Source organism: Pantoea septica (assembly GCF_002095575.1).
Taxonomy (GTDB): Bacteria; Pseudomonadota; Gammaproteobacteria; order Enterobacterales; family Enterobacteriaceae; genus Pantoea; species Pantoea septica.
The window spans coordinates 41,527-63,208 of the sequence record NZ_MLJJ01000008.1; the positions used below are offsets into that span (position 1 = coordinate 41,527).

Consider the following 21,682-nt stretch of genomic DNA (forward strand, 5'->3'; position numbering starts at 1 on the left):
CGCCGGCATCGGCTGGCGCATCCGTCTATTTTCAGGGAGAAATCATGGCTGCGTACGCCTCTACCCTTATTCTTATCGGCCTCGCGGTCCTCAGCTATTTCGTCCACAACAGCGCGGTCACTATCTCTATTCTGATCCTGCTGGCGATCAAGCTCACCCCACTGTCGCAGTTCTTTCCCTACGTCGAGAAACAGGGCATTCAGCTCGGTATTATTATCCTGACGGTCGCCGTTATGGCGCCGCTCGCCAGCGGTTCGCTTCCCGCCTCGTCGCTGCTGAAATCTTTCGCCAGCTGGCAGTCGATCGTGGCGATTCTGGTCGGCATTTTCGTCGCCTGGCTGGGCGGGCGCGGCGTGAGCTTTATGAGCGCGCAGCCGTCGGTCGTCGGCGGCCTGCTGATCGGCACGGTGATTGGCGTCGCCTTCTTTCGCGGCGTGCCGGTCGGACCACTGATTGCTGCAGGGATCGTCTCGCTGTTCGTCGTTGCGAAGTAGGACGAGGAGCATTCCGAAAGGTCAAAATTGGGGGCATACTTTCACAGGCAGTTGGCTATAATAGCCGACACTCAACATGTGACTATTGAAGGAATGCCCGATGAGTTTGAACCAGGTGCCTGCCGGTAAAGAACTGCCAGAAGATATCTACGTTGTCATTGAGATCCCGGCCAACGCCGATCCGATCAAATACGAAGTCGACAAAGATTCCGGCACCCTGTTCGTAGACCGTTTTATGTCTACGGCGATGTTCTACCCGTGCAACTACGGTTATATCAACCACACCCTGTCGCTGGATGGTGATCCGGTTGACGTGCTGGTTCCGACCCCGTATCCGCTGCAGCCGGGCTCCGTGATCCGCTGCCGTCCGGTTGGCGTGCTGAAAATGACCGACGAGTCTGGCGAAGATGCCAAACTGGTTGCCGTGCCGCACACCAAGCTGACCAAAGAGTACGATCACATTAAAGATGTGAACGACCTGCCGGAACTGCTGCGCGCGCAGATCACCCACTTCTTCGAGCAGTATAAAGCGCTGGAAAAAGGCAAATGGGTGAAGGTTGAAGGCTGGGACAACGCCGAAGCGGCGAAAGCTGAAATCATCTCCTCTTTCGAGCGCGCTCAGAAGAAATAATCTGGCGCCGCCCGATAAAAAACACCGTCCTCTGGACGGTGTTTTTATTTGTGCGCCGGGTGACTGAGCGGGTGATATGGGCCGAAGAGCAAAGCGTCCCGCGTCAGGGAAGACGCCGGTCGAGCTGGCATGGATGCCGCTTTTTGCGTCTTTGCGATCGGCCCATATCACCCGCTCTTTAAGGCCGCAGATAAAAAAACACCGCCCTCTGGACGGTGTTTTCGTTTATGCGTCTGACGGGGGATCGTCGCGCCGTAGCCAGTCGCCGCTGGCGATGCGCTGACGTCCCTTAACCGGGCGCTGATAGACGTAAAGCCATGCGCTGCCGTAAGGCGTTTGCATCAGCTGGCGTTTGTATTCGCCAGCCTTAGTGCGCAATGCATCCAGCTCGCCCAGCGTTGTGGCGTCGATGCGGTAAACTTCACAATAGACGGTTCCTTCGCCCGGGATCACGCCCGGATAATGGCCGAGACTGTAGAGCTCGTAGCCCTCAATCTGCATATCCCCCAGCCATTGCGCATTCGTCATCCAGTGACTGTTTCCCTGTTTGCGCCGTAAACTGCCGTAGACAATTATTCGCATTGCTAAAACTCAAACTGATAGAGCAAATCAAGAGCCTGGTCCACACCAGACACGGCTTCTAAATAGAGTTTGGGCATCAGGCGATAACGCAAGGTTAACGTCGCCAGTGAATCAAATATGCCGACACCATATTTTACTTGTAGACCCGGCAGCACATAGCCGCTGACCTGCACCTGCTGGCTGTCGCCAACGCCGGTGGTATCAAGGGCAAGATTGCTGACGCCGAACGTCTCGCCGATTTTACCCACAACCTGACCACTTTGCGCAACCCCCAGGCCAATTAAGGCGGAGGTTAATGCGTTGCCGTCGCCGTCCGTGCCCAGTCCCTGACCGCGCAGCAGATAGGAAAGCGCTTCCTGCTGCGACATCGCCGGATCGGAGAAGACTTCTACCTTCGGCTCATCCGCCAGACCGGTCACGCGCAGGCCGGCCGTCACGTCATCCTCTGTCGCTTCAGGGTTACGAATCGCCTCAAGGTTGATATAAGGCTGATCCGGCGGGCCGGCGAACTGCAGCTCGCCTTTGCGCACGATAAGATCCTGCCCGTAAGCGTGGAAGCGGCCGGACGGGATATTGATCTGGCCGTTGAGGCCCAGCCCGGTTTTGTCCTGCACCACTTTCAGGTCGCCGTTGAGCTTCGCCTTCAGGCCAAAGGCCGACAGCCGCACGTCGTTGCCGACGTGGATCACCAGGTTGCTGTTGATCGGGATGGCGGCGGTTTTCGGCTGAATCGGCTGCAGATTTTTATCCAGCAGCACCTCGTCCGAAGAGACGCCGGTGGCGCTCTCCGGCACCTCCTGCACGGTGATGCGCGCCCAGGGGATATCGACGCTGCCATCCAGGCTAAAGGCCGCCGGCGTCGCCTCGAAAACCAGATCCGGCGAGACGTCCATGCGCACCATCGGCGGCACGGTCACGCGTACGCGGCTGCCCTGCGCGGCGATACGGGCGCGCCAGTTGTCGAGCTGGCTCCAGTCCGCGCTGCCGTTGAGGTTGATATTGCCCTGCGCGGTCTGCACCAGACCGTTGAGCGTCGAGCTCATGCCGTTGAACACCATATTCAGGTTCGCAGCGGTGAGATCGACCGGCATAAAGTTGCCGTCGACGTCGACGCCCTGCAGGCCAAGCTGGCCGAAGATCTGCGGCTGCTTCACGCTGCCGCCGAGGCGCAGCGCGCTGTTAAGGCTGCCTTTGATCTTCTCGCCCTGCATCAGCGCCGGATTGAACATCGCCAGCGAGATATTGCGAATGTTGACGTTGCCGCCCAGCGTACGGCGGTTCTGCGGATCGGCGATCTGCACGTTGCCGTCGAGCTGTCCATTGTTGGCGATGCGGATCAGCCAGTCGAGATCGGCGCGGCCGTTGCGCAGCGCCGCGTTCAGGTTGAGCGCGCTGAAATCGATGGGCAGCGTATTGCCCTGCACGTCCTGACGGACCTTGACGCCGTTGCCTTTCAGCGAGACGGTGCCGGTCGGCAGCGCGCCGTCCGCGGTCCAGTTCACGCGCGCATCGCCGCTAAAGACGCCCGCCAGCTGGGTTTCGTCCGGCAGGAAGGGTTTAATCATCGCGAGGTCGAAGCGGTTAAGCTGGATATGCGCGTGGCCGCTCGGGCCAGCTTCGACCGGCTCGGGCACGCAGAGCTGCGCGTTGGGGTTCTGCCAGCAGTGTGGCCCGATGGTGGCGGTCTGCTTCGCGTTAAGGTAGTCGATCGCCATCGCGCGCGTCAGACGCCATTCGCCCACCGGCGTGTCAAAGCGCGTATTGTTAAGCGTACCCTGCCAGCGCTGCTGCTGGCGATCGAAGCTGCCGTTCAGCGCCAGCTGGCCGGAAACCGGCTCGCCCTGCACGTTAAGTTTCAGCTGATGCGCTTTTTCATTGCCGTCGGCGTTGAGCGTCAGCAGGCCGATCTTGAGCGCGTCCTGCTGCAATTGCTCAACGCGCAGCTGCAGCTTGCCGGCCACCTGATCGCTGGAGCGTACGTCACCGTCCAGCGTGACGCGCCGGATCTGCAGCTGCTGCCAGCGCAGGCCGGTCGCGTTGAGATCGGCCAGCAGCTGCGGCGCCTGCAGCGTGCCGCGCGCCTTGATGGTGCCTTTGGCGACACCGCCCAGCCCCGGCAGCGCGTTATCAAGATGGGGCGCGTCGATGGTGGCGTCCAGATTAAGCGCATCGCCCAGTGAACCCTTGACGTCCAGATTGTTGCGGCCCAGCGCGATTTTCACGCCCGGGATATCCCACTGGTTATAGCTGTTGCCTTTCAGCGAGCCTTCGGCGCTGACCGCATTCTGTTTGACGTTGCCCTTCAGCTGCAGCTGCGGCACGCTCATCTGCCAGCTGCCGCCGTAAAGGCTGCCGCGCGTGGCGATTTTGCCGTCCAGCTTCGCCGGCCAGTCAGGATACTGGCGCGCCGTGTCGATGCCGGAGAGCGTCAGCTCGCTGCGCCAGCTGATGGCTTTGCTCCAGTCCACCAGCGCCGTCAGGTCGACGTTGCCCTGCAGCGCGCCGATGCGCAGCTTATCAAGGTTGAACTGCTCGACGTTGCCTTTGCCGTCCAGCGCCACGGTGGCGGGCGGCACGCTGTCGCCCTTCACCGCCGTGCGCAGCGACATCACGTAGTCAGTGGCTTTGCCTTTGAACTGGTAGTCGAGATTGTCCGCCTGGTACTGCACCGCGCCGGTCAGCGGCCAGCGCAGCTGCGGACTGGTGAGGCGCAGCGACAGCGGCAGCCCCGCCACCGCCAGCTGGGTGGCGGCGTCGAGCTGGGCGCGTACCGGCCCAGAGAGATTCAGGCCCAGCTTCAGCTCGTCGCGCATGGCGCCGCCCAGATCCAGCTTGATCTTCTCTCCTTTCAGCGGCTCGACGTTCGCCGTGCCGTTAAGCGTGAAATTTACCGGCCAGTTGTCCGCCAGCGTCGCTTCGCCGCTGCCGTTAAGCTGGCCGAGGTTCGAATCGACGTCCAGCGTCTGCAGCTGCAGCCGCCGGTCGGCGCTTTTCGCCTTCAGCAGCAGGCGGTTTACCGCAATGTCGGTATCGCCGGTGAGGCGCAGCTGTTCGCCGAGGATCTCCTGCACGTCGATATCGAGCGGCAAACGGAAGTCGGGCAGCTCAGGCAGCAGTGGTTTGGCGAACATCGCCTGCAGCGTTTCGCCCAGCGGCTTCTCATCCTGCTGCGGCTGCTGCACCTTGGGCTGCACGACCTCTTCGTTGGCGACCTGCGCCGCCTTCGGCAGCGCCACCAGCAGGCTCTGGATATGGGTCGGGTTAAGCGTCAGCGCGCGATCCTGCCACTGCAGACCGGTAGTGAAGTCGAGCAGCGAGATCGCGGTGTCGTCGATCTTTACATTGATGTTATGCAGGCCGAGATGACGCAGCGTAATCGGATAGGGGGTGCTGAGATCGCCGCCGCCGCTCTCCTCTTCCGGCGGCGCCTCCTGCGCTGGCGTCATCTTTTTGCTGTCGACCACTACGCTGACATCCTTCAGCGCGATATCGTTGACGCACACCGAGGAGTGCAGCAGGCAGTTAAGATCGACCGCCAGGTGAAACGTGCCGGCATCGACGTTGACGCCGGGCATTTCATAGCGCAGGCCGGTGATGGTCAGGTTGCGCCAGCCGCCGTCAACCTGCTTGATCGATAAACCTGGCACCCAGCGCGTCGCGCCGTTCAGTACCAGATGCAAGCCAGGGGTAGTGCCGATTAAAAACGCCACGCCGCCCAGCAGCACTACCAGAAAAATCAGTACGCCGATCAGGACCTTTTTCCACAGCTTCATAGTTCAGGCCCCAGTCCGATATAAAATTGCAAACCATGCTCCTCGCTGTCGCCAATCGGCCGGGCGATGTCCAGTTTGATCGGCCCGACCGGCGACGCCCAGCGCACGCCAAAGCCCGCGCCGGTTTTAAAATTGCTCTGTTTGATGTCGTTAACCGCTTCGCCCGAGTCGATAAACGCCGCGCCCCACCATTTCCCGCTGACGTTGTACTGATACTCCAGCGAGCCAGTGGCGAGCTTCGAGGCGCCGGTCAGCTTGCCGTCGTCGTCGCGCGGGGAGATATCTTTATATTTGTAGCCGCGAATGCTGCGATCGCCGCCCGCGAAGAAGCGCAGATCCGGCGGCACTTTTTCGAAGTTGTTGGTTTCGATCCAGCCGAGGTTGCCGCGCGCCACGAAGCGGTGCTTATCCGCCAGCGTGCGGATCCAGACGTTCTGCGCCTGCATGATCAGGAAGTCGACGTCCGATCCCCATGTGGTATCAGAGACGTCGATAGAGTAGCGCTGCGAATCGCCCCACGTCGGCATCAGGCCGCCGCGCGATCGCGTGCGGTTCAGGCTGACGCCCGGATAGAGCAGCATCGTGGTGTTGGTGACGCTGCCCTGGGTAAAGTGATCGAGGCTCCACTTGAGGTTGACCGCTTTCTGCCAGCCGGTGCTGTTCTCCCAGTAGCGCGACACGCCGAGCGTGGTGGTATCGGCCTTGGTGTCGTTCAGATCGGTGCGCTTCAGGCCGCCGGAGAAGATGTAATACTGCTCCAGCGGGCTTTTCAGCAGCGGCACTTTGTAGCTCAGGTCGAGCTGCTGTTCTGGCGCGGAGAGATAGGCGCTGGCCGCCATGCTATGGCCGCTGTCGTTCACCCAGGGCTTTTTCCACGTCGCCTTCAGGCGCGGCCCGACGTCGGTAGAGTAGCCGATGCCGGTTTCGATGGTGTTTTCAGTGCGCGGCGTAACGGCGGCGTTGAGCGGCAGCACTTTGGTTTTGCGCCCCTGCGCGAACTCCGGCGCGACCACGACCGAGTTAAACCAGCCGGTGGCCGACAGGCGCCGGTTCAGCTCGGCGAGCTCACGCGAGCTGTAATAGTCGCCTTTTTTGAACGGAACGAGGTTCTCCAGATAGGCTTCGCGGATCTGCGAGCCGGAGAAGCTGACGTCGCCGAAGCGGTAGCGCTGGCCGCTGTCGTAGTCGATATCCCAGAAGGCTTCGCGCCGTTCGACGGAGACGCCGAGCTGGCTCTTTTTGAAGTCGCCGTCAAAGTAGCCGTTGCGCAGCGCAAGGTTCGAGAAGCCGCTTTTAAATTTGTCATACTCGCCGTGATTGAGCTGCCGCCCTTTTTTCGGCGTGCCCTCTTTTACCCAGGCCTGATAGTCGGGATCGCGCAGCGCGTCCCCTTCGAGCACGATGGTGCTGCCGGCGATTTTAACCGGCTCGCCGGGTTTGACGTGGGCGATAAGCACCGGCCGTCCGCCCTGCGGCGGCGCGGGACGCGCCTCGAAGTCGATATCGGGCTCGTAGTAGCCAAGCGCCTTGAGTCCCTGCTGGATCGCCTCTGAAACGCGCGCGCGAAAACGGCCATCGTTCGACACCTCGTCGGCGCCGATGGTCGAGAGGCGAGCACGCACGTTCTTGTTAAGGTCCCCGGTTAAGCCTTGCACTTCAAGGCGCACTTTCGCTGCCTCAGCGACCGGCGCGGCGGCCAGCAGGCAGGTCATAAAACAGACGTGAATTCGTGGCACGCGTACTCCTGTTAATCATGCCGACCCCTATTCCGCGGGGCGTAATATATCCCTGGATAAGAACATCGCAGCGGCGCAGTCATCATCATAGCCGTAGAAAGCGGCCTGCGGCTGCGAAAAAACGGTAACAAAGCCAAATAGCGATCTATTGTCGGCAAATGGCCGAAGCGATACAACCGCTGCGCAACAGTTGCGCGCGCCACTCGGATTAATCCGAGCGCAACGGCGTTGCTGCGAACTCTGGCGGCGTTGAGGGCGCTGCTGCTATAATCAGCGGCGCAGGCTTCGCCTGCTCTATTTCTGCCCCGGCGCCGCTTCGCAGCGTCGATAAGGCGCAGACATTTTTGGCACGGACAGCCCAGACTATGAGGTGAGTACGATCGGTACGCCCTTCAGGCGCGCTGCCCAGGCCAAAAATGACAAGTGGATAACCCTTTGGAAACCCTATGTTAGATAGCTTGCTTGTCATATTGTTGCTGATCGTGATCAGCGCCTTTTTCTCTCTCTCGGAAATCTCGCTGGCGGCTGCCCGCAAGATCAAACTCAAACTGCTGGCCGACGAAGGCAATATTAACGCGCAGCGCGTGTTGAAGATGCAGGAAACCCCCGGCACCTTCTTTACCGTGGTGCAAATCGGCCTGAACGCGGTGGCTATCCTCGGCGGTATCGTCGGCGACGCGGCCTTTTCGCCCGCCTTCAGCAGCCTTTTTAGCCGCTTTATGGAGCCGGCGCTTGCCGACCAGCTCAGCTTTATCTGCTCCTTCATCATCGTCACCAGCTTCTTTATTCTGTTCGCCGATCTCACGCCAAAGCGCGTCGGCATGATCGCGCCGGAAGTCGTGGCGCTGCGCATCATCAACCCGATGCGTTTCTGCCTGCTGGTGTTTAGTCCGCTGGTCTGGCTTTTCAACGGCCTGGCGAACGTATTCTTCCGCGTCTTTAAGCTGCCGATGGTGCGTAAAGACGATATTACCTCCGACGATATCTACGCGGTGGTGGAAGCGGGCGCGCTGGCGGGCGTGCTGCGTAAGCAGGAGCACGAGCTGATTGAAAACGTGTTCGAGCTGGAGTCGCGCACCGTGCCCTCCTCGATGACCTCGCGCGAAAACGTGGTCTGGTTCGATCTGCGTGAAGACGAAACCACCCTGAAGACCAAAATCGCCCAACATCCGCACTCTAAGTTCCTGGTGTGCGACGGCGATATCGACCATATCGTCGGCTATGTCGACTCCAAAGAGCTGCTGCTGCGCGTGCTGGGCAATCAGAGCATGGCGCTCAACAGCGGCGTGCAGATCCGCGCGGCGCTGATCGTGCCGGATACGTTGACGCTCTCCGAAGCGCTGGAAAGCTTCAAGACCGCCGGCGAAGACTTCGCGGTGATCATGAACGAATACGCGCTGGTGGTGGGCATTATCACTCTCAACGACGTAATGACTACGCTGATGGGCGATCTGGTGGGCCAGGGGCTGGAAGAGCAGATCGTGGCGCGCGACGAGAACTCCTGGCTGGTAGAGGGCGGCACGCCAATCGACGACGTGATGCGCGTGCTGCATATTGACGAATTTCCGCAGTCGGGCAACTACGAAACCATCGGCGGTTTTATGATGTATATGCTGCGCAAGATCCCGAAGCGCACCGATTTTGTCAAATTCGCCGGGTTTAAGTTCGAAGTGGTGGATATCGACAGTTATCGTATCGATCAGCTGCTGGTGACGCGGATTGACGATCGTCCGCCGGTGCTAAATGTGGCGAAAGCCACGGAAGCTGAAGAGTAGAAAATCAGAGGGCGCCGTCGGCGCCCTTTTTTATCAGTTGAACTCCGCCTGAAGGCGCAGAACCTGACGGTTAATTTCGGACATCACGCTCAGATGCTGAATGTCCTTTACGCGTGGAATCAACACTTTTCCTTTGTCGAATTCGAACGCGCCAACGTCCTTGATATACATCCGTCCTTTGAACAGCGTTTTTACGTATTTCGCTATTTGCAATGGATTATAGCGTTGGAAGATCTTCATGCTGTCTAACTCCTGTACATTTATAAATACGCTTCGCCGTTGCCAAGTTCGGTACGAGCCCATGAAGCGCAAAGTGCCGGTAAACTATAGAACACACCACGATGGTATTGTTCCGAAAACTGAACTTTTTTACTGAATTGACACATCATTACAGAATAGTCTGTTATGTCGCTTTACCAACACAGTATAAATCCAAACTTGTTAAGAGATTGTGGCATACATAGCAAACCTGACACCTTAACAAGACAGGCGCATCATCCCTGCTTACTATTTCAGAAAAATGACTAACTGGTCCGATCACCGAGGAGAATGATAATGCGACTCGCCTGCACTCTGTTTGCGCTGGTTCTCTTGCCCGGCGTAGTTTTCGCTCACAGCCTGAAACAAGACCAGCGCGTGCCCGCGGTGGGCGTCGAGGATAAAGGGGAGCTGCTCTACCAACAGGATGATTTCCGCTACCAGCGCTGGAACAGCGCGCAGCTCGCCGGCAAGGTGCGCGTGATCCAGCACATCGCCGGGCGCTCCTCCGCGAAAGAGAAGAATGCCGCCGTGATCGAGGCGATTAAAGCCGCGGGCTTCCCGCACGATCGCTACCAGACCACCACCATCGTCAATACCGACGACGCCATTCCCGGCACCGGGATGTTTGTGCGCAGCAGTATTGAGAGCAATAAAAAGCAGTATCCCTGGTCGCAGTTTATCGTCGACAGCAAAGGCAACGTAAAGCACGCCTGGCAGCTGGCGGACGCCGGCTCGGCGATTGTGGTGCTGGATAAGAGCGGCCGCGTGCGCTTCGCTAAAGACGGCGCGCTGACGCAGGAGGAAGTGACGCAGGTGATTAGCCTGGTTCGGACGCTGGTTAAATCCTGAAAAAGGGAGGCGGTGCCTCCCTTAATTGATCAGAACAGCGAGACGCGGAATCCCGGATTAAGGAAGGATTCACGCGGCGCGTAATCCAGCGTTCTGCCAGTCCAGTCGTGAACGTGCGCCCCGGCCGCCACGGCGACGGCGTGCCCCGCGCCGGTATCCCAGATGTTGGTCGGCCCAAAGCGCGGATAGAGCTGCGCTTTGCCCTCCGCCACCAGGCAGAACTTCAACGAGGAGCCGATAGCGACGGTCTGATGCTCGCCCAGCTGCTTGAGATACTCTTTCAGCTCCTCGTCGGCGTGAGAACGGCTCACCACCACCAGCGGCGGCCGCGCCTCCTGCACGTGGATCTGCGTCTTGTTGCCGCCCTCTTCTTTCCAGGCTTTGCCTTCTGCGGCAGCATAAAGCACGCCGAGAGCAGGCGCGTACACCACGCCCAGCACCGGCTTGCCCTGATCGATCAGCGCGATATTGACGGTAAACTCGCCGTTACGCTTGATAAACTCTTTAGTGCCGTCGAGCGGATCGACCAGCCAGTAGCGCTGCCACTGCTGGCGCTCGCTCCATGAAGGGGGATCTTCCTCCGACAGCACCGGCACTTCCGGCGTTAGCTGTTTAAGCCCCTGCAGAATAATATCATGCGCGGCAATATCCGCAGCGGTCACCGGGGAGTCGTCGGATTTGCGGGAAACGTCTACCGGCGTTTCCTTTTCATAAACCAGCATGATCGCGTTGCCCGCTTCGCGCGCCAGCTGGCAAATTTGCTCTAACATTTTTCACCTCCTTTTCGGTGGCAGCCGCACGAGGTTATCGTGCGCTACTTGGGTTAAATTTTAGCAGCTACTGCGCTTCCGCCCGGCCTTCCAGGCGCTAATGTCTCATTATTTTAACAATATCAATACCATAGATTGCGACTCGCCGCTATGCCGCGCGCTTTTCAGCTTTTTTGACGCGCAAAACGTTAAACCCATCACGTAATCCTCTGACACATCATCATTCTTTTACATTAATTTGAGAGACTTAACTTTTTGCAGCAGGAGCACGCATGTTTAAACCGACTATGACCCTTCTGGCGCTGAGTCTCTCATTGAGTTTACACGCCGCCACCGTTGATCTACGTTTGCTGGAAACCACCGATCTGCACAGCAACATGATGGATTTCGACTATTACAAAGATACGCCGACCGAAAAGTTTGGGCTGGTGCGTACCGCGTCGCTGATCCATGCCGCGCGGCAGGAGGTGAAGAACAGCGTGCTGGTGGATAACGGCGATATTATTCAGGGCAGCCCGCTCGGCGACTATATGGCGGCGAAAGGCCTTCAGCAGGGCGAGATCCATCCGGTCTACAAGGCGATGAATACGCTGGACTACAGCGTCGGCAACCTCGGCAATCATGAATTCAACTACGGCCTGCCCTACCTGCGCAAGGCGCTGGCGGGCGCGCGTTTTCCCTATGTGAACGCCAATATTATCGATCTCCAGACCAATCGGCCGATGTTTACGCCCTGGCTGATCAAGACGGTTGACGTGACGGATCGCGACGGCAAGCCGCAGCAGCTGAAGATCGGTTTTATCGGCTTTGCGCCGCCGCAGATTATGGTGTGGGACAAAGCCAACCTGCAGGGCAAAGTGCGCGTTGAAGACATCACCGAAACCGCGCGTCGCTATGTGCCGCAGATGCGCGCCCAGGGGGCCGATCTGGTGGTGGCGATCCCCCATTCCGGCCTCAGCAGCGAACCTTACCATGCCATGGCGGAGAACTCGGTCTACTACCTCAGCCAGGTCAAGGGCATCGACGCCATTCTCTTTGGCCATGCGCACGCCGTCTTTCCCGGCAAGGAGTTCGCCGCCATCAAAGGGGCCGATATCGAGAAAGGCACGCTAAACGGCGTTGCGGCGGTTATGCCCGGCATGTGGGGCGATCATCTGGGCGTGGTGGATCTGGTGCTGACCAATGAAGCTGGCCGCTGGCAGGTCAGCGATCGCAAAGCAGCAGCGCGGCCGATTTACGATGCGGCGCAGAAAAAGTCGCTGGCGGCGGAGGATCCGGCGCTAGTGAAGGTGCTGGCGGACGATCACCGCGCCACGCGCGAGTTTGTGGCGAAGCCGATCGGCAAGTCGGCGGACGTGATGTACAGCTATCTTTCGCTGGTGCAGGACGATCCGACCGTGCAGATCGTCAATAACGCGCAGCGCGCCTACGTAGAGCATTTTATTCAGGGCGACCCCGATCTGGGCCATTTGCCGGTGCTCTCGGCCGCCGCGCCCTTTAAGGCGGGCGGGCGCAAAAACGATCCGGCCAGCTATACCGAAGTGGAGAAAGGCGAGCTCACCTTCCGCAATGCCGCCGATCTCTATCTCTATCCCAACACGCTGGTGGTGATGAAAGTCAGCGGCGCGCAGGTGAAAGAGTGGCTGGAGTGCGCCGCAGGCCAGTTCAACCAGATTGATCCGCAGCGCCGGGATGCTCAGCCGCTGATCAACTGGGATTTCCGCACCTACAATTTCGACGTGATCGACGGCGTTAACTACCAGATAGACGTCACCCAACCGGCCCGCTACGACGGCGAATGCCAGCTGATCCATCCAGACGCTTCGCGCATTAAAAACCTGAGCTGGCAGGGCAAGCCGGTCGATCCGCACGCCACCTTCCTGGTCGCCACCAATAACTATCGCGCCTACGGCGGCAAGTTCGCCGGCACCGGCGATCGCTTTATCGCCTTTGCCTCGCCCGATGAGAACCGTGCGGTCGTCGCGGCCTATATCAGCGCCGAGACCAAAAAACAGGGCGAAGTGCGTCCGCAGGCGGATAATAACTGGCGGCTGGCGCCGATAGAGAGCAGTGTTCCGCTCGATATTCGCTTCGAAACCGCGCCGGGCGAGAAGGCGACCGCCTTTATTCGCAGCCATGCGCGTTATCCGATGCAGCCCCAGGGCAGCGATGAGATCGGCTTTGCGCTGTGGAAAGTCGATTTACAGCAGAAATAAGCGCGCAAAAAAGCCAGCCCGAGGGCTGGCTTTTGCATGCTGCAAAGCGGCGAAGATTAAAGAATTTCCAGCAGCTCGACTTCGAAGATCAGGGTGCTGAACGGCGGAATTGACGCGCCTGCACCGCGTTCGCCGTAGGCGAGGTTGTGCGGGATGGTCAGCTCCCACTTCGAGCCGACCGGCATCAGGGTCAGGGCTTCGATCCAGCCTGCAATCACGCCGGTCACCGGGAATTCCGCCGGTTCGCCGCGCGCGACCGAGCTGTCGAATACCGTGCCGTCGATCAGCTTACCGGTATAGTGCACGCGCACGCGATCCTGACGTGACGGGAACGGACCGTCGCCCTGCTTGATCACGCTGAACTGCAGGCCCGACTCGGTGCTGTTGACGCCTTCGCGCTGCGCGTTTTCCGCCAGGAAAGTCTGGCCTTCGGCAGCCATCGCCTCGACGCGCTCGCGGCGTACGCCTTCCGCGCGCTCATGCACTTCACGCAGCGCGCGATGCACGACGTCGACCGGCACGGCCGGCGAATTCCCTTCCAGCGCGTCGCGCAGGCCCGCGAGCAGCGCTTCCGGCTGAAGTCCCTGCAGACCGGACTCGAGCAGCTGCTGGCCAACCTGTAAACCAATTCCGTAACTTGCTTGTGTTTCGACGCTGTCGAATGAAGGGGTCGTCATCTTGATACCTGTCTCTTTCGCTAATTTGAACCGGCAGCATAACAGCGCGGGCCGCTGGCGTAAAATCCCGCGCCGCGCAGGTGACTTTTAGCGGTGAAACAGAAACAATACGCAGGTCATATTTCTTAAGGCTGACAGGCACGTCGCGCCCGTATTGCCCATACTATAACTCTGGACGAGGGCAACCTCGGCAGCGTACTGAAAGAAGAGAAGATACATGGGTCAAATCGCCCCACAACGCCGCAGGACGCGCGCGCCACGCACTTTGCGCACACTGCGCCAACGATTCGCCTGGCGGCCTGCTAAACCGTCGCGCGCCGCTGGCGATGAGGAGGATTCACGAATGGCTTCAGAGGCGCCTTCCCGCTTGCCCGCCTGGCTCAGCACGGTCTGGCACTATACGGATAATATTCGCTGGATGTCCCCGCTACCGCCCGCACACCGGCGCGGCATCGTTATCGCCCTGCTGGTGATGCTGCTGGCGTTTTTGTGGCCCTCCAGCTCGCCGCAGTATCCTGTTGAACGGCAGCAGACGGCAGGCGGCGAAAAAGAGGTGCCGATGCAGGCGGAGATTTACGACCAGAAAGCGCCGCAGCAAAACGCGCAGCCGCCGAAAGCAGATTCTCAGGGCGAGTGGCGCAACTACACTATCGCCTCAGGCCAGACGCTGGCGCAGCTGTTTCGCGACAATAATCTGCCGGTGGGCGACGTGTTCGCCATGGCGCGCGTAGAGGGCAGCGATCAGCCGCTGAGCGCGCTGCAGAGCGGGCAGCAGGTGAAAATTCGACAGAATGCACAGGGCGTGGTGACGGGACTGACCGTGGACGGCGCCAGCGGGCCGGTGCTCTTTACGCGTCAGCCGGATGGCAGCTTTATCCGCGCGCAGTAGCCGTGCGGCAAAAACAAAAAAGCCGGCGCAAGGCCGGCTTTTTCGCATTACCGAGTAAAATTACTCAGCAACTACATTCACAACCAGTTTAGCGAAAACTTCGCTGTGAACCTGGAAGTCAACTTCATGCTCACCGGTGGTGCGCAGAACGCCGTTCGGCAGACGAACTTCGCTCTTAGCCACTTCAACGCCAGCCGCAGTTACAGCGTCAGCGATGTCGCGAGTACCGATAGAACCGAACAGTTTACCTTCGTCGCCTGATTTAGAGGCGATGGTCACTGAACCCAGTGCATTGATTTTCTCAGCGCGTGCGTTGGCAGCAGCCAGAACGTCAGCCAGTTTGGCTTCCAGTTCAGCGCGGCGAGCTTCGAAATATTCAACGTTTTTCTTGGTAGCCGGGACAGCTTTGCCCTGCGGTACCAGGAAGTTGCGCGCGTAGCCCGCTTTAACGTTGACCTGATCACCCAGGCTGCCCAGGTTTGCTACTTTATCAAGCAGAATAACTTGCATTACCTTATCCTCTTAAAGTCGTTAATGGACAGTTGCCGATTACTGATGACGATCAGTGTACGGCAGCAGAGACAGGTAACGCGCGCGCTTGATAGCACGAGCCAGCTGACGCTGGTATTTTGCGCGAGTACCGGTGATACGGCTCGGTACGATCTTGCCGCTTTCAGTGATGTAGTTTTTCAGCGTTGCGATATCTTTATAATCGATCTCTTGAACGCCTTCCGCGGTGAAACGGCAGAACTTGCGACGACGGAAATAACGTGCCATTTGGCTAGTCTCCAGAATCTATCAATTCAATCTGCTCGGCATGCAGCACCATTTTACTCTGTCCATTTCGCGCCTGATGGCAGCTAATGAAGCCTTCGAGAATGAGCGGCGTGCCGACCGTTATATGTTGAGTAATCTCCTGATGAAGCGTGCCGCTGATAATCACGGGCATTCTGCACCAGGCTTGCCGGTGGAAACCGGCTTCTTCCTGCACTGAGCGGTGCTCAAGCACGAACTGACAGTGAGGAATTCCTGACGGGCTCACTTTTCGAACCGGCGTCTTGCACACGGTGCCAGACAGGCGCAGTCGATTGGCCGTCACGGATGATTACTCTTCAGAATCCCCAGCATCTGACTCGTCAGAGGTTTCGTTAGCAAAATCTTCACGACGCTCACGGCGCTCGTCTTTCGCTTTAACCATCGGAGATGCTTCGGTTACCGCGTGCTTAACGCGCATAACCATGCTGCGGATAACGGCGTCGTTGAAGCGGAAGTTCGTTTCCAGCTCGTCGATCACTTCCTGCGGCGCTTCTACGTTCATCAGAACATAGTGAGCTTTGTGCAGTTTGTTGATCGGGTAAGCCAGCTGACGGCGGCCCCAGTCTTCCAGACGGTGAATCGTGCCTTCTGCACCAGTGATAGCACCAGTGTAACGCTCGATCATGCCCGGAACCTGTTCGCTCTGGTCAGGATGGACCATAAATACGATTTCGTAATGACGCATCGAAATTGCTCCTTACGGATTATTCAGCCTCCTGTCAGGGTCAGCTGCGGCCCACGGAAGCAAGGAACGTTATAGGTCGTGAAACATTCGTTGAATGTAACGCGCCCCTGAATGCAGCTGAAAAATTGACGCGTAATCATACTGACGCAGGGCGCTAAACTCAAGCGCACATTTCATTAAATGGCAATTAAAGAGGCTTTGCGTGCTAAAGCATGAGATTCAGCGGGTTGCGCGGGCCTTTATCAATTTTTCTGATGAAGGCGTTCAACGCCGCCGTCTGGCATTGGCGGCGGCGCGCGCTAAAATTAACCATGATGGCGCTTTTTTAATCAGTAGCGTCGCAGAGTGTGTTCCCATCAGTGAGGAGTCGGGCATGAAAACGTTCGTCATCGCCACTTTACTGGGTCTCTTCCTGTCTCCACCCGCCCTTGCCAGCCAGACTGACTGTGCGCAGCAGATGAGAAGTAACAGCAGCAAAGCGGCCTCAGGCTATGTCTACGTCAATCGACTGGACGCGCCGGGCAATACGCACGCCAGCGCAACGACCAGCGCGGCGCAGCGATTGTCGAATCAGTTGTGATCTCTGCAGGGCAACGGGCTGACGGCTCGCCGCCAGCCCGGCTGCATCATAAATTCCGCTTAAAGAAGTCCACCAGCGCGCGCAGCGCGAAAGGGGTGATTTTGTGGCTGATGCCTTTTTCCGCGAAGAAGGTCATCTTCTCCGCCTGGCCTCTCCCCTGCAGCGCTTCCGCCAGCCGCGCGGTTTCCGCGAAAGGCACCACGTCGTCCGCTTCGCCATGCCACAGCAGCAGCGGCCGATTCGCCAGCGCGTCCAGCTTTTCGCTGGGATCGTAAGCCGCCAGCGGCGCCATTAGCCGATCGAACTGCGCCCGATCGTCAGGGGAGCTGACGCTTACCGGCGGAAAAAGCGAGTGGCTGAGCCGCATAAAGTAAGCCGATCCCATCAGGCAGGCGACGCTGCGGATCTGCGGATAGCGCGCCATCGCGCCCAGCGCGGTCATGCCGCCCAGCGACGCGCCCGCCACGGCGAAGCGGTCGCCGTCGACCAGACCCGCGGCGCGCAGCGCGTTCTCCAGCTGCGGCAGCTCGTCGATATTGCGCTGCAGAATCTGCCAGAAACGAGAAAGCCGCACCGCGTCGTTGCCGTTGTCGCGCGCGCCGTGCAGATCGGCGTCGGGCATCACGGCGCGAAATCCCGCCTGCGCCAGCGCCACGGCCAGATAGGCGTACACCTCTTTAGAAGAGGTGAAGCCGTGATACAGCAGCACCGTCGGCAGCGCCGCCTCGCGCTGGCCCGCTGGCGCGGCGTGCAGCACCTGAATGCCCGCCAGACGTTCCGTATTCAGTTCAATCATGCTCGCTCCGCTGTGGATGTCGTCTCCGCTGAGTTTACGTGCCCCGCGCTTAATCTGCGAACGACTTCACACATCCGCTGTTCGATTTAGGGCGTAAACCTTTTGCTGCCGATGCCGTTAATCGTATTTCCACTAAACCGATCCAAAGGTATTTTATGAAGCGTCTCTCTCTCAGCCCCATGAGTCTTGGAGTCAAGCTGTCTGTACTGACGTCTCTCAGCGTCGCGCTGCTGCTGTTCGTCCTGACACTGACTCAAAGCCACAACGCAGCCCGCCAGCTGGAAAGCCTCGCCACGGATGATATGCACAATCAGGTGCAGGGCATCAGCGAAATGGCGTCGATGTTCAACGCCACCCTCACCGAAGAGGTCAACAACTACACCCAGCTGTTCGCCAGCTTTTTGCCGCAGCGCTTTAGCCGCGACGACAGTTCGCGTATTCAGGTCGGAGAGTTTTCGACCCCGACCCTGCGCGCCGGTCTGAAAACCCTGAACCTCGATGAGGTCGCGGTCGACGACTTTTTACAGCGCACCACCGCCGTCTCCACCATCTTCGTGCGCGACGGCGACGATTACTACCGCATCTCCACCTCGCTGAAGAAAGAGGATGGCAGCCGCGCCATCGGCACCCGCCTCGATCGCGCCAGCGCGGCGTGGAAAAGCGTCAGCCGCGGCGAGATCTATCGCGGGCTGGCGACGCTGTTCGGCCACCGCTATATCACGCAGTATCAGCCGGTTAAAGACGAAAGCGGCGCGGTCGTCGGCATTCTGTTCGTCGGCGTGCAGATCGATAAGCAGTACGCGCTGATGCGCGATAAGGTGCTGGCGCGCAAGCTGGGCGACAGCGGACATTTCTACGTGCTGAACGGCGCGCCGGGCGCGGCGCAGGGACAATATCTTTTTGCCGCGCAGAATGAAGGCAAACTGCCAGGCTGGGACGCCAGCGTGCAGCAGGCGCTGCTGAGCCAGCCGCAGGGCGTGCAGGAAGCGGAGCTGGATGGCGAAAGCAAGATGCTGGCATGGCAGCAGCTGCCGGGCTGGAACTGGATTGTCGTGGGCGAGGTGAGCCGCGACACGCTGCTGGCGCCGATTACCCACAGCCGCAACCTGTTTATGCTGACCGGCCTGGTGCTGGTGCTGATTTTTGCGCTGGGCTTTGTGTTTTACAGCCGCCGCGCCATTACGCGTCCGCTGCAGCAGGTCATCCACCTGGCCGAAGAGTACGCGGCGGGCAACCTACGCGTTCACCTGGATACGCGCCGCCGTGACGAAGTCGGCCAGTTGATTACCGCCATCAACGGCATCGGCGACGGGCTGGAGAAGATTGTCAGCCAGGTGCGTGTCGCCGCACAGGAGATCAGCGACGGCACCGACACCATCGCCGCCAGCAGCCTCAATATCAGCGAGCAGATTGGCCGCCAGGCGAGCAGCGTCGAAGAGACCTCGGCGAGCATGGAGCAATTCGGCGCCACGGTGGAGCATACCGCCGACAACCTGCGCCAGGCGATGACGCTGGTGGCGGAGGCGAGCGGCCTGGTAACGCACGGCAGCCAGACGGTGAGCCGTTCGGTGAACACCATGTCGGCGATTCAGATCTCTTCCCAGAGCATTGCCGATATCACCCATGTTATTGAGTCGATCGCCTTTCAGACCAATATTCTGGCGCTTAACGCAGCGGTAGAAGCGGCGCGCGCCGGCGAACACGGTCGCGGCTTCGCGGTGGTCGCGGCGGAAGTGCGCGCGCTGGCGCAGCGCAGCGCGCAGGCGGCGAAGGAGATCGACAGCCTGATCGCCACCTCTATCAGCAACGTCTCGGAAGGGCATCAGCTGTCGCAGCAAACGCATGACGCCATGACACATATCGTGTCGCATATCGAGCAGGTGCAGGCGCTGATGAGCGAAATCAACGTCGCGGCACAGCAGCAGGCGGCAGGGATCGGTCAGGTGAATCAGGCGATGAACCAGATCAGCCAGGCAACTCATGAGAACAGCGAGCTGATGGCGCAGGCGGACGCGTCGGCGCAGAACCTGAGTCACAAAGGCCATCATCTGACGCAGCTGGTCAGCGTATTTCACCTGAAATCCTGACCCTCTTTGGGACGGTGGCTTACACTTATTGCACCGTCCCTCTGGAGTAAACCTTATGCGTTACGCTTACTTACTGACAATGGCGCTGCTGTTGAGCGGCTGTTCGGCACTGAAAACCACACCGCAGCCGCCGCCTGCGCCTACCCATCAGGCGCAGGAGATCACGCGCGCGCAGAGCGCCGGACTGCCGAGGCTCGGCAGCGTCAGCACCCAGGTGCGCGGCTCGCCGGATGACGCGCAGCGCGCGCTGGCAGCGGAAGCCAATCAGCGCGGCGCGGTCTACTATCAGGTCATTATGGTGGACGAAACGGTGACGCCGGGATACTGGTACGCCACGGCGATCCTTTACGGCGCGTCACCCGCCGCTGGCGCGCAGCAGTAAGCGCTCCGCCACCTGACTCTCCAACGGTCGGATGCCGCGCGCGTCGAGCCACTGCCGGCACCAGGCGTCCGCCAGCGGCGGCTCGGCATATTTCAGCAGCTGCGCGCCGGTGGCCAGCAGAAACAGCCGTTGGGCGATCTCCCGCGCCTGACTCTCCTGCAGTCGGTTCAGGCGCAGCTTTAGCTGTCGCCAGGCGGCGTCAAACAGGCGATTCACGCCTCTGACCGCTTCGAACTCCTGATGCAGCATCTCTGCCGCAGCGGGCTGTTTCCGCAGCACGCGCAGCACGTCGAGACACATTACGTTGCCCGATCCTTCCCAGATGCTGTTGACCGGCATGTCGCGATAGAGGCGCGGCAGTTCGCTCTCTTCGCAGTAGCCTACGCCGCCCAGCACCTCCATCGCCTCGGCGACGAAGGGCATGCCTGCCTTGCAGACGGCGTACTTGGCCGCCGGAGTGAACAGCCGGGCGAACGCGCATTCATGCGGCTGCGCCGGCTGCGACCAGGCGCGCGCCAGCCGCATTAACAGCGCCGTCTGTCCCTCAAGCTGCAGCGCCTGCGCCGCTAAAACCTGACGCATCAGCGGCTGATCCACAAGATTTTTGCCCATCACCTGGCGTTGATGCGCATGGTACAGCGCGACGGAGAAAGCGCGGCGCATCTGGCCGTGGCTGCCGAGCGCGCAGTCGAATCGGGTCATGCCGCCCATTTTCAGGATCAGCCGCACGCCGTCGCCCTCTTCCCCCACCAGCCAGCCGGTGGCCTCCTGAAACTCCGCTTCGCTGCTGGCGTTGGCGCGGTTGCCCAGCTTATCTTTGAGCCGCTCAAGGCGAATGGCGTTGCGCGTGCCGTCCGGCAACAGACGCGGCAGGAAGAAGCAGCTTAAGCCGCTGCCGCTTTGCGCGAGGATCAGATGCGCGTCGCTCTGCGGCACGGAGAAGAACCATTTGTGGCCGGTGATGCGCCAGATGGAGCCGGGCGCGCGATCCGCCAGCGGCTCCGCGCGCGTGGTGTTGGTCGTGACGTCGCTGCCGCCCTGCTTTTCCGTCATGCCCATGCCGATCAGCAGGCCGCGCTTCTGATCGCCAGGCAGCGCGTGGGTGTCGTAGCGATCGCTGAGCAGCGGGTCGCGCCAGCCGCTGAAGGCGTCGGGCAGCCAGCGCTGCAGCAGCGGTACGGCGGCGTGCGTCATGGTCGCCGGACAGAGCGTGCCGGCGTCGACCTGTGCGTGGAGGATAAAGCGCGCAGCGCGCGCCACCATGGCGCGATCGAGCACGTCGGGCTGCCAGCTGAGATTATGCAGTCGGCTGGCGCAGACGCCCTGCATCAACAGGTGCCACGCGGGATGAAAACGCACTTCGTCGATGCGTACGCCGCGCGCGTCGTAGCGCAGCAGCTCCGGCGGCGCGGCGTTGGCCAGCCTTCCCAACTCCAGCGACTCGGCCCCGCCAAGCTGCGCGCCTACCGAGGCCAGCCATTCGCGATCCCACTCGGCGCCTTCGCGCGCGAGCGCTTCGCGCAGCGGCGTGTCGGAAAGAAAGAGATTGCTGTTGCTGAGAGGCTGCGGCTGATTAAAAACGGTATGGGTTGTCCAGGTCATAACCACTCCTCGCGATGCGTATCCCGCTAAGTATGGGAGAGCGACGCGCAGTTATGCCTGGCACTGAGGGGTTTTGCGGCG

21 protein-coding genes are annotated in these 21,682 nt (G+C 60.0%); 9 read left to right on the forward strand and 12 right to left on the reverse strand.

Going from position 1 to position 21,682, the window contains the following annotated elements; genetic code table 11:
* Window positions 1-44 precede the first annotated feature (44 nt).
* Both HA46_RS06245 and ppa read left to right on the forward strand, forming a co-directional pair.
* The gene (locus tag HA46_RS06245; RefSeq protein WP_033754911.1) at window positions 45-494 is read left to right on the forward strand and encodes a DUF441 domain-containing protein; all 450 of its coding nucleotides are present in this window, start codon (window positions 45-47) and stop codon (window positions 492-494) included.
* Between the two features lie 100 nt (window positions 495-594).
* Entirely contained in the window at window positions 595-1,125 is a 531-nt protein-coding gene (ppa, locus tag HA46_RS06250; RefSeq protein ID WP_033792317.1) for an inorganic diphosphatase, read from the forward strand.
* 225 nt (window positions 1,126-1,350) lie between these two features.
* Here ppa and HA46_RS06255 read toward each other — a convergent pair whose 3' ends face one another.
* Genes HA46_RS06255 through tamA form a run of 3 tightly spaced genes read right to left on the reverse strand, consistent with a single transcriptional unit; the run spans window position 1,351 to window position 7,192 of the window.
* Complete coding sequence (locus tag HA46_RS06255) at window positions 1,351-1,707, reverse strand: gamma-glutamylcyclotransferase family protein (RefSeq protein ID WP_033792318.1); 357 nt, start codon at window positions 1,705-1,707, stop codon at window positions 1,351-1,353.
* Window positions 1,708-1,709: 2 nt separating this feature from the next.
* Window positions 1,710-5,480, reverse strand: coding sequence for an autotransporter assembly complex protein TamB (gene tamB / locus HA46_RS06260; protein WP_084883011.1), 3,771 nt, complete (start codon window positions 5,478-5,480; stop codon window positions 1,710-1,712).
* Window positions 5,477-7,192, reverse strand: a complete 1,716-nt coding sequence (gene tamA, locus HA46_RS06265; protein WP_208857396.1) for an autotransporter assembly complex protein TamA — start codon at window positions 7,190-7,192, stop codon at window positions 5,477-5,479. Before tamA ends, tamB begins: the two co-directional genes overlap by 4 nt.
* A gap of 470 nt (window positions 7,193-7,662) precedes the next feature.
* Between tamA and paeA the strand changes: the two genes are divergently transcribed.
* Window positions 7,663-8,991 carry a polyamine export protein PaeA gene (gene paeA / locus HA46_RS06270; RefSeq protein ID WP_033792321.1) on the forward strand — a complete coding sequence of 443 codons (1,329 nt, stop codon included), beginning with the start codon at window positions 7,663-7,665 and terminating at the stop codon, window positions 8,989-8,991.
* Window positions 8,992-9,024: 33 nt separating this feature from the next.
* Here paeA and HA46_RS06275 read toward each other — a convergent pair whose 3' ends face one another.
* Window positions 9,025-9,231, reverse strand: a complete 207-nt coding sequence (locus HA46_RS06275) for a DUF1107 domain-containing protein (RefSeq protein ID WP_033754894.1) — start codon at window positions 9,229-9,231, stop codon at window positions 9,025-9,027.
* A gap of 315 nt (window positions 9,232-9,546) precedes the next feature.
* Here HA46_RS06275 and HA46_RS06280 point away from each other — a divergent pair, with 315 nt between their 5' ends.
* Window positions 9,547-10,101 (forward strand): YtfJ family protein, encoded by a 555-nt coding sequence (locus tag HA46_RS06280; protein ID WP_084883017.1) that lies wholly within the window; start codon window positions 9,547-9,549, stop codon window positions 10,099-10,101.
* Window positions 10,102-10,130: 29 nt separating this feature from the next.
* On the opposite strand, the gene cysQ is transcribed toward HA46_RS06280, so the two are convergent.
* Window positions 10,131-10,871, reverse strand: a complete 741-nt coding sequence (gene cysQ, locus HA46_RS06285) for a 3'(2'),5'-bisphosphate nucleotidase CysQ (protein ID WP_084883020.1) — start codon at window positions 10,869-10,871, stop codon at window positions 10,131-10,133.
* Window positions 10,872-11,143: 272 nt separating this feature from the next.
* Between cysQ and HA46_RS06290 the strand changes: the two genes are divergently transcribed.
* A complete protein-coding gene (locus HA46_RS06290; protein ID WP_084883024.1) occupies window positions 11,144-13,087 on the forward strand; it encodes a bifunctional 2',3'-cyclic-nucleotide 2'-phosphodiesterase/3'-nucleotidase in 1,944 nt (647 codons plus the stop codon).
* Window positions 13,088-13,143: 56 nt separating this feature from the next.
* On the opposite strand, the gene bamJ is transcribed toward HA46_RS06290, so the two are convergent.
* A complete protein-coding gene (gene bamJ / locus HA46_RS06295; RefSeq protein ID WP_084883026.1) occupies window positions 13,144-13,764 on the reverse strand; it encodes a BamJ family beta-barrel-assembly machinery protein in 621 nt (206 codons plus the stop codon).
* A gap of 217 nt (window positions 13,765-13,981) precedes the next feature.
* Here bamJ and HA46_RS06300 point away from each other — a divergent pair, with 217 nt between their 5' ends.
* A complete protein-coding gene (locus HA46_RS06300) occupies window positions 13,982-14,653 on the forward strand; it encodes an OapA family protein (RefSeq protein WP_156943261.1) in 672 nt (223 codons plus the stop codon).
* Between the two features lie 60 nt (window positions 14,654-14,713).
* Here HA46_RS06300 and rplI read toward each other — a convergent pair whose 3' ends face one another.
* From rplI to rpsF, 4 genes are read right to left on the reverse strand one after another with little or no spacing between them, the layout of a single operon-like run.
* The gene (gene rplI / locus HA46_RS06305) at window positions 14,714-15,163 is read right to left on the reverse strand and encodes a 50S ribosomal protein L9 (protein ID WP_033754882.1); all 450 of its coding nucleotides are present in this window, start codon (window positions 15,161-15,163) and stop codon (window positions 14,714-14,716) included.
* Window positions 15,164-15,202: 39 nt separating this feature from the next.
* A complete protein-coding gene (gene rpsR / locus HA46_RS06310) occupies window positions 15,203-15,430 on the reverse strand; it encodes a 30S ribosomal protein S18 (protein ID WP_000135199.1) in 228 nt (75 codons plus the stop codon).
* Window positions 15,431-15,434: 4 nt separating this feature from the next.
* Window positions 15,435-15,752, reverse strand: a complete 318-nt coding sequence (gene priB / locus HA46_RS06315) for a primosomal replication protein N (protein ID WP_033754872.1) — start codon at window positions 15,750-15,752, stop codon at window positions 15,435-15,437.
* 6 nt (window positions 15,753-15,758) lie between these two features.
* On the reverse strand, window positions 15,759-16,154 hold the full coding sequence (gene rpsF / locus HA46_RS06320) for a 30S ribosomal protein S6 (RefSeq protein WP_033792326.1): 396 nt from the start codon (window positions 16,152-16,154) through the stop codon (window positions 15,759-15,761).
* Between the two features lie 373 nt (window positions 16,155-16,527).
* On the opposite strand from rpsF, the gene HA46_RS06325 reads away from it, so the two are divergent.
* Window positions 16,528-16,734 (forward strand): hypothetical protein, encoded by a 207-nt coding sequence (locus tag HA46_RS06325; protein ID WP_033754868.1) that lies wholly within the window; start codon window positions 16,528-16,530, stop codon window positions 16,732-16,734.
* Window positions 16,735-16,780: 46 nt separating this feature from the next.
* Here HA46_RS06325 and yjfP read toward each other — a convergent pair whose 3' ends face one another.
* Window positions 16,781-17,530 (reverse strand): esterase, encoded by a 750-nt coding sequence (gene yjfP / locus HA46_RS06330; protein ID WP_084883031.1) that lies wholly within the window; start codon window positions 17,528-17,530, stop codon window positions 16,781-16,783.
* A gap of 155 nt (window positions 17,531-17,685) precedes the next feature.
* Here yjfP and HA46_RS06335 point away from each other — a divergent pair, with 155 nt between their 5' ends.
* Together HA46_RS06335 and bsmA are read left to right on the forward strand one after the other, a co-directional pair.
* Window positions 17,686-19,617, forward strand: a complete 1,932-nt coding sequence (locus HA46_RS06335) for a methyl-accepting chemotaxis protein (protein WP_033792328.1) — start codon at window positions 17,686-17,688, stop codon at window positions 19,615-19,617.
* Between the two features lie 55 nt (window positions 19,618-19,672).
* The gene (bsmA, locus tag HA46_RS06340; RefSeq protein WP_033792329.1) at window positions 19,673-19,999 is read left to right on the forward strand and encodes a biofilm peroxide resistance protein BsmA; all 327 of its coding nucleotides are present in this window, start codon (window positions 19,673-19,675) and stop codon (window positions 19,997-19,999) included.
* Here bsmA and HA46_RS06345 read toward each other — a convergent pair.
* A complete protein-coding gene (locus HA46_RS06345) occupies window positions 19,973-21,601 on the reverse strand; it encodes an isovaleryl-CoA dehydrogenase (protein ID WP_033792330.1) in 1,629 nt (542 codons plus the stop codon). The genes bsmA and HA46_RS06345 overlap by 27 nt on opposite strands.
* Between the last annotated feature and the right edge of the window lie 81 nt (window positions 21,602-21,682).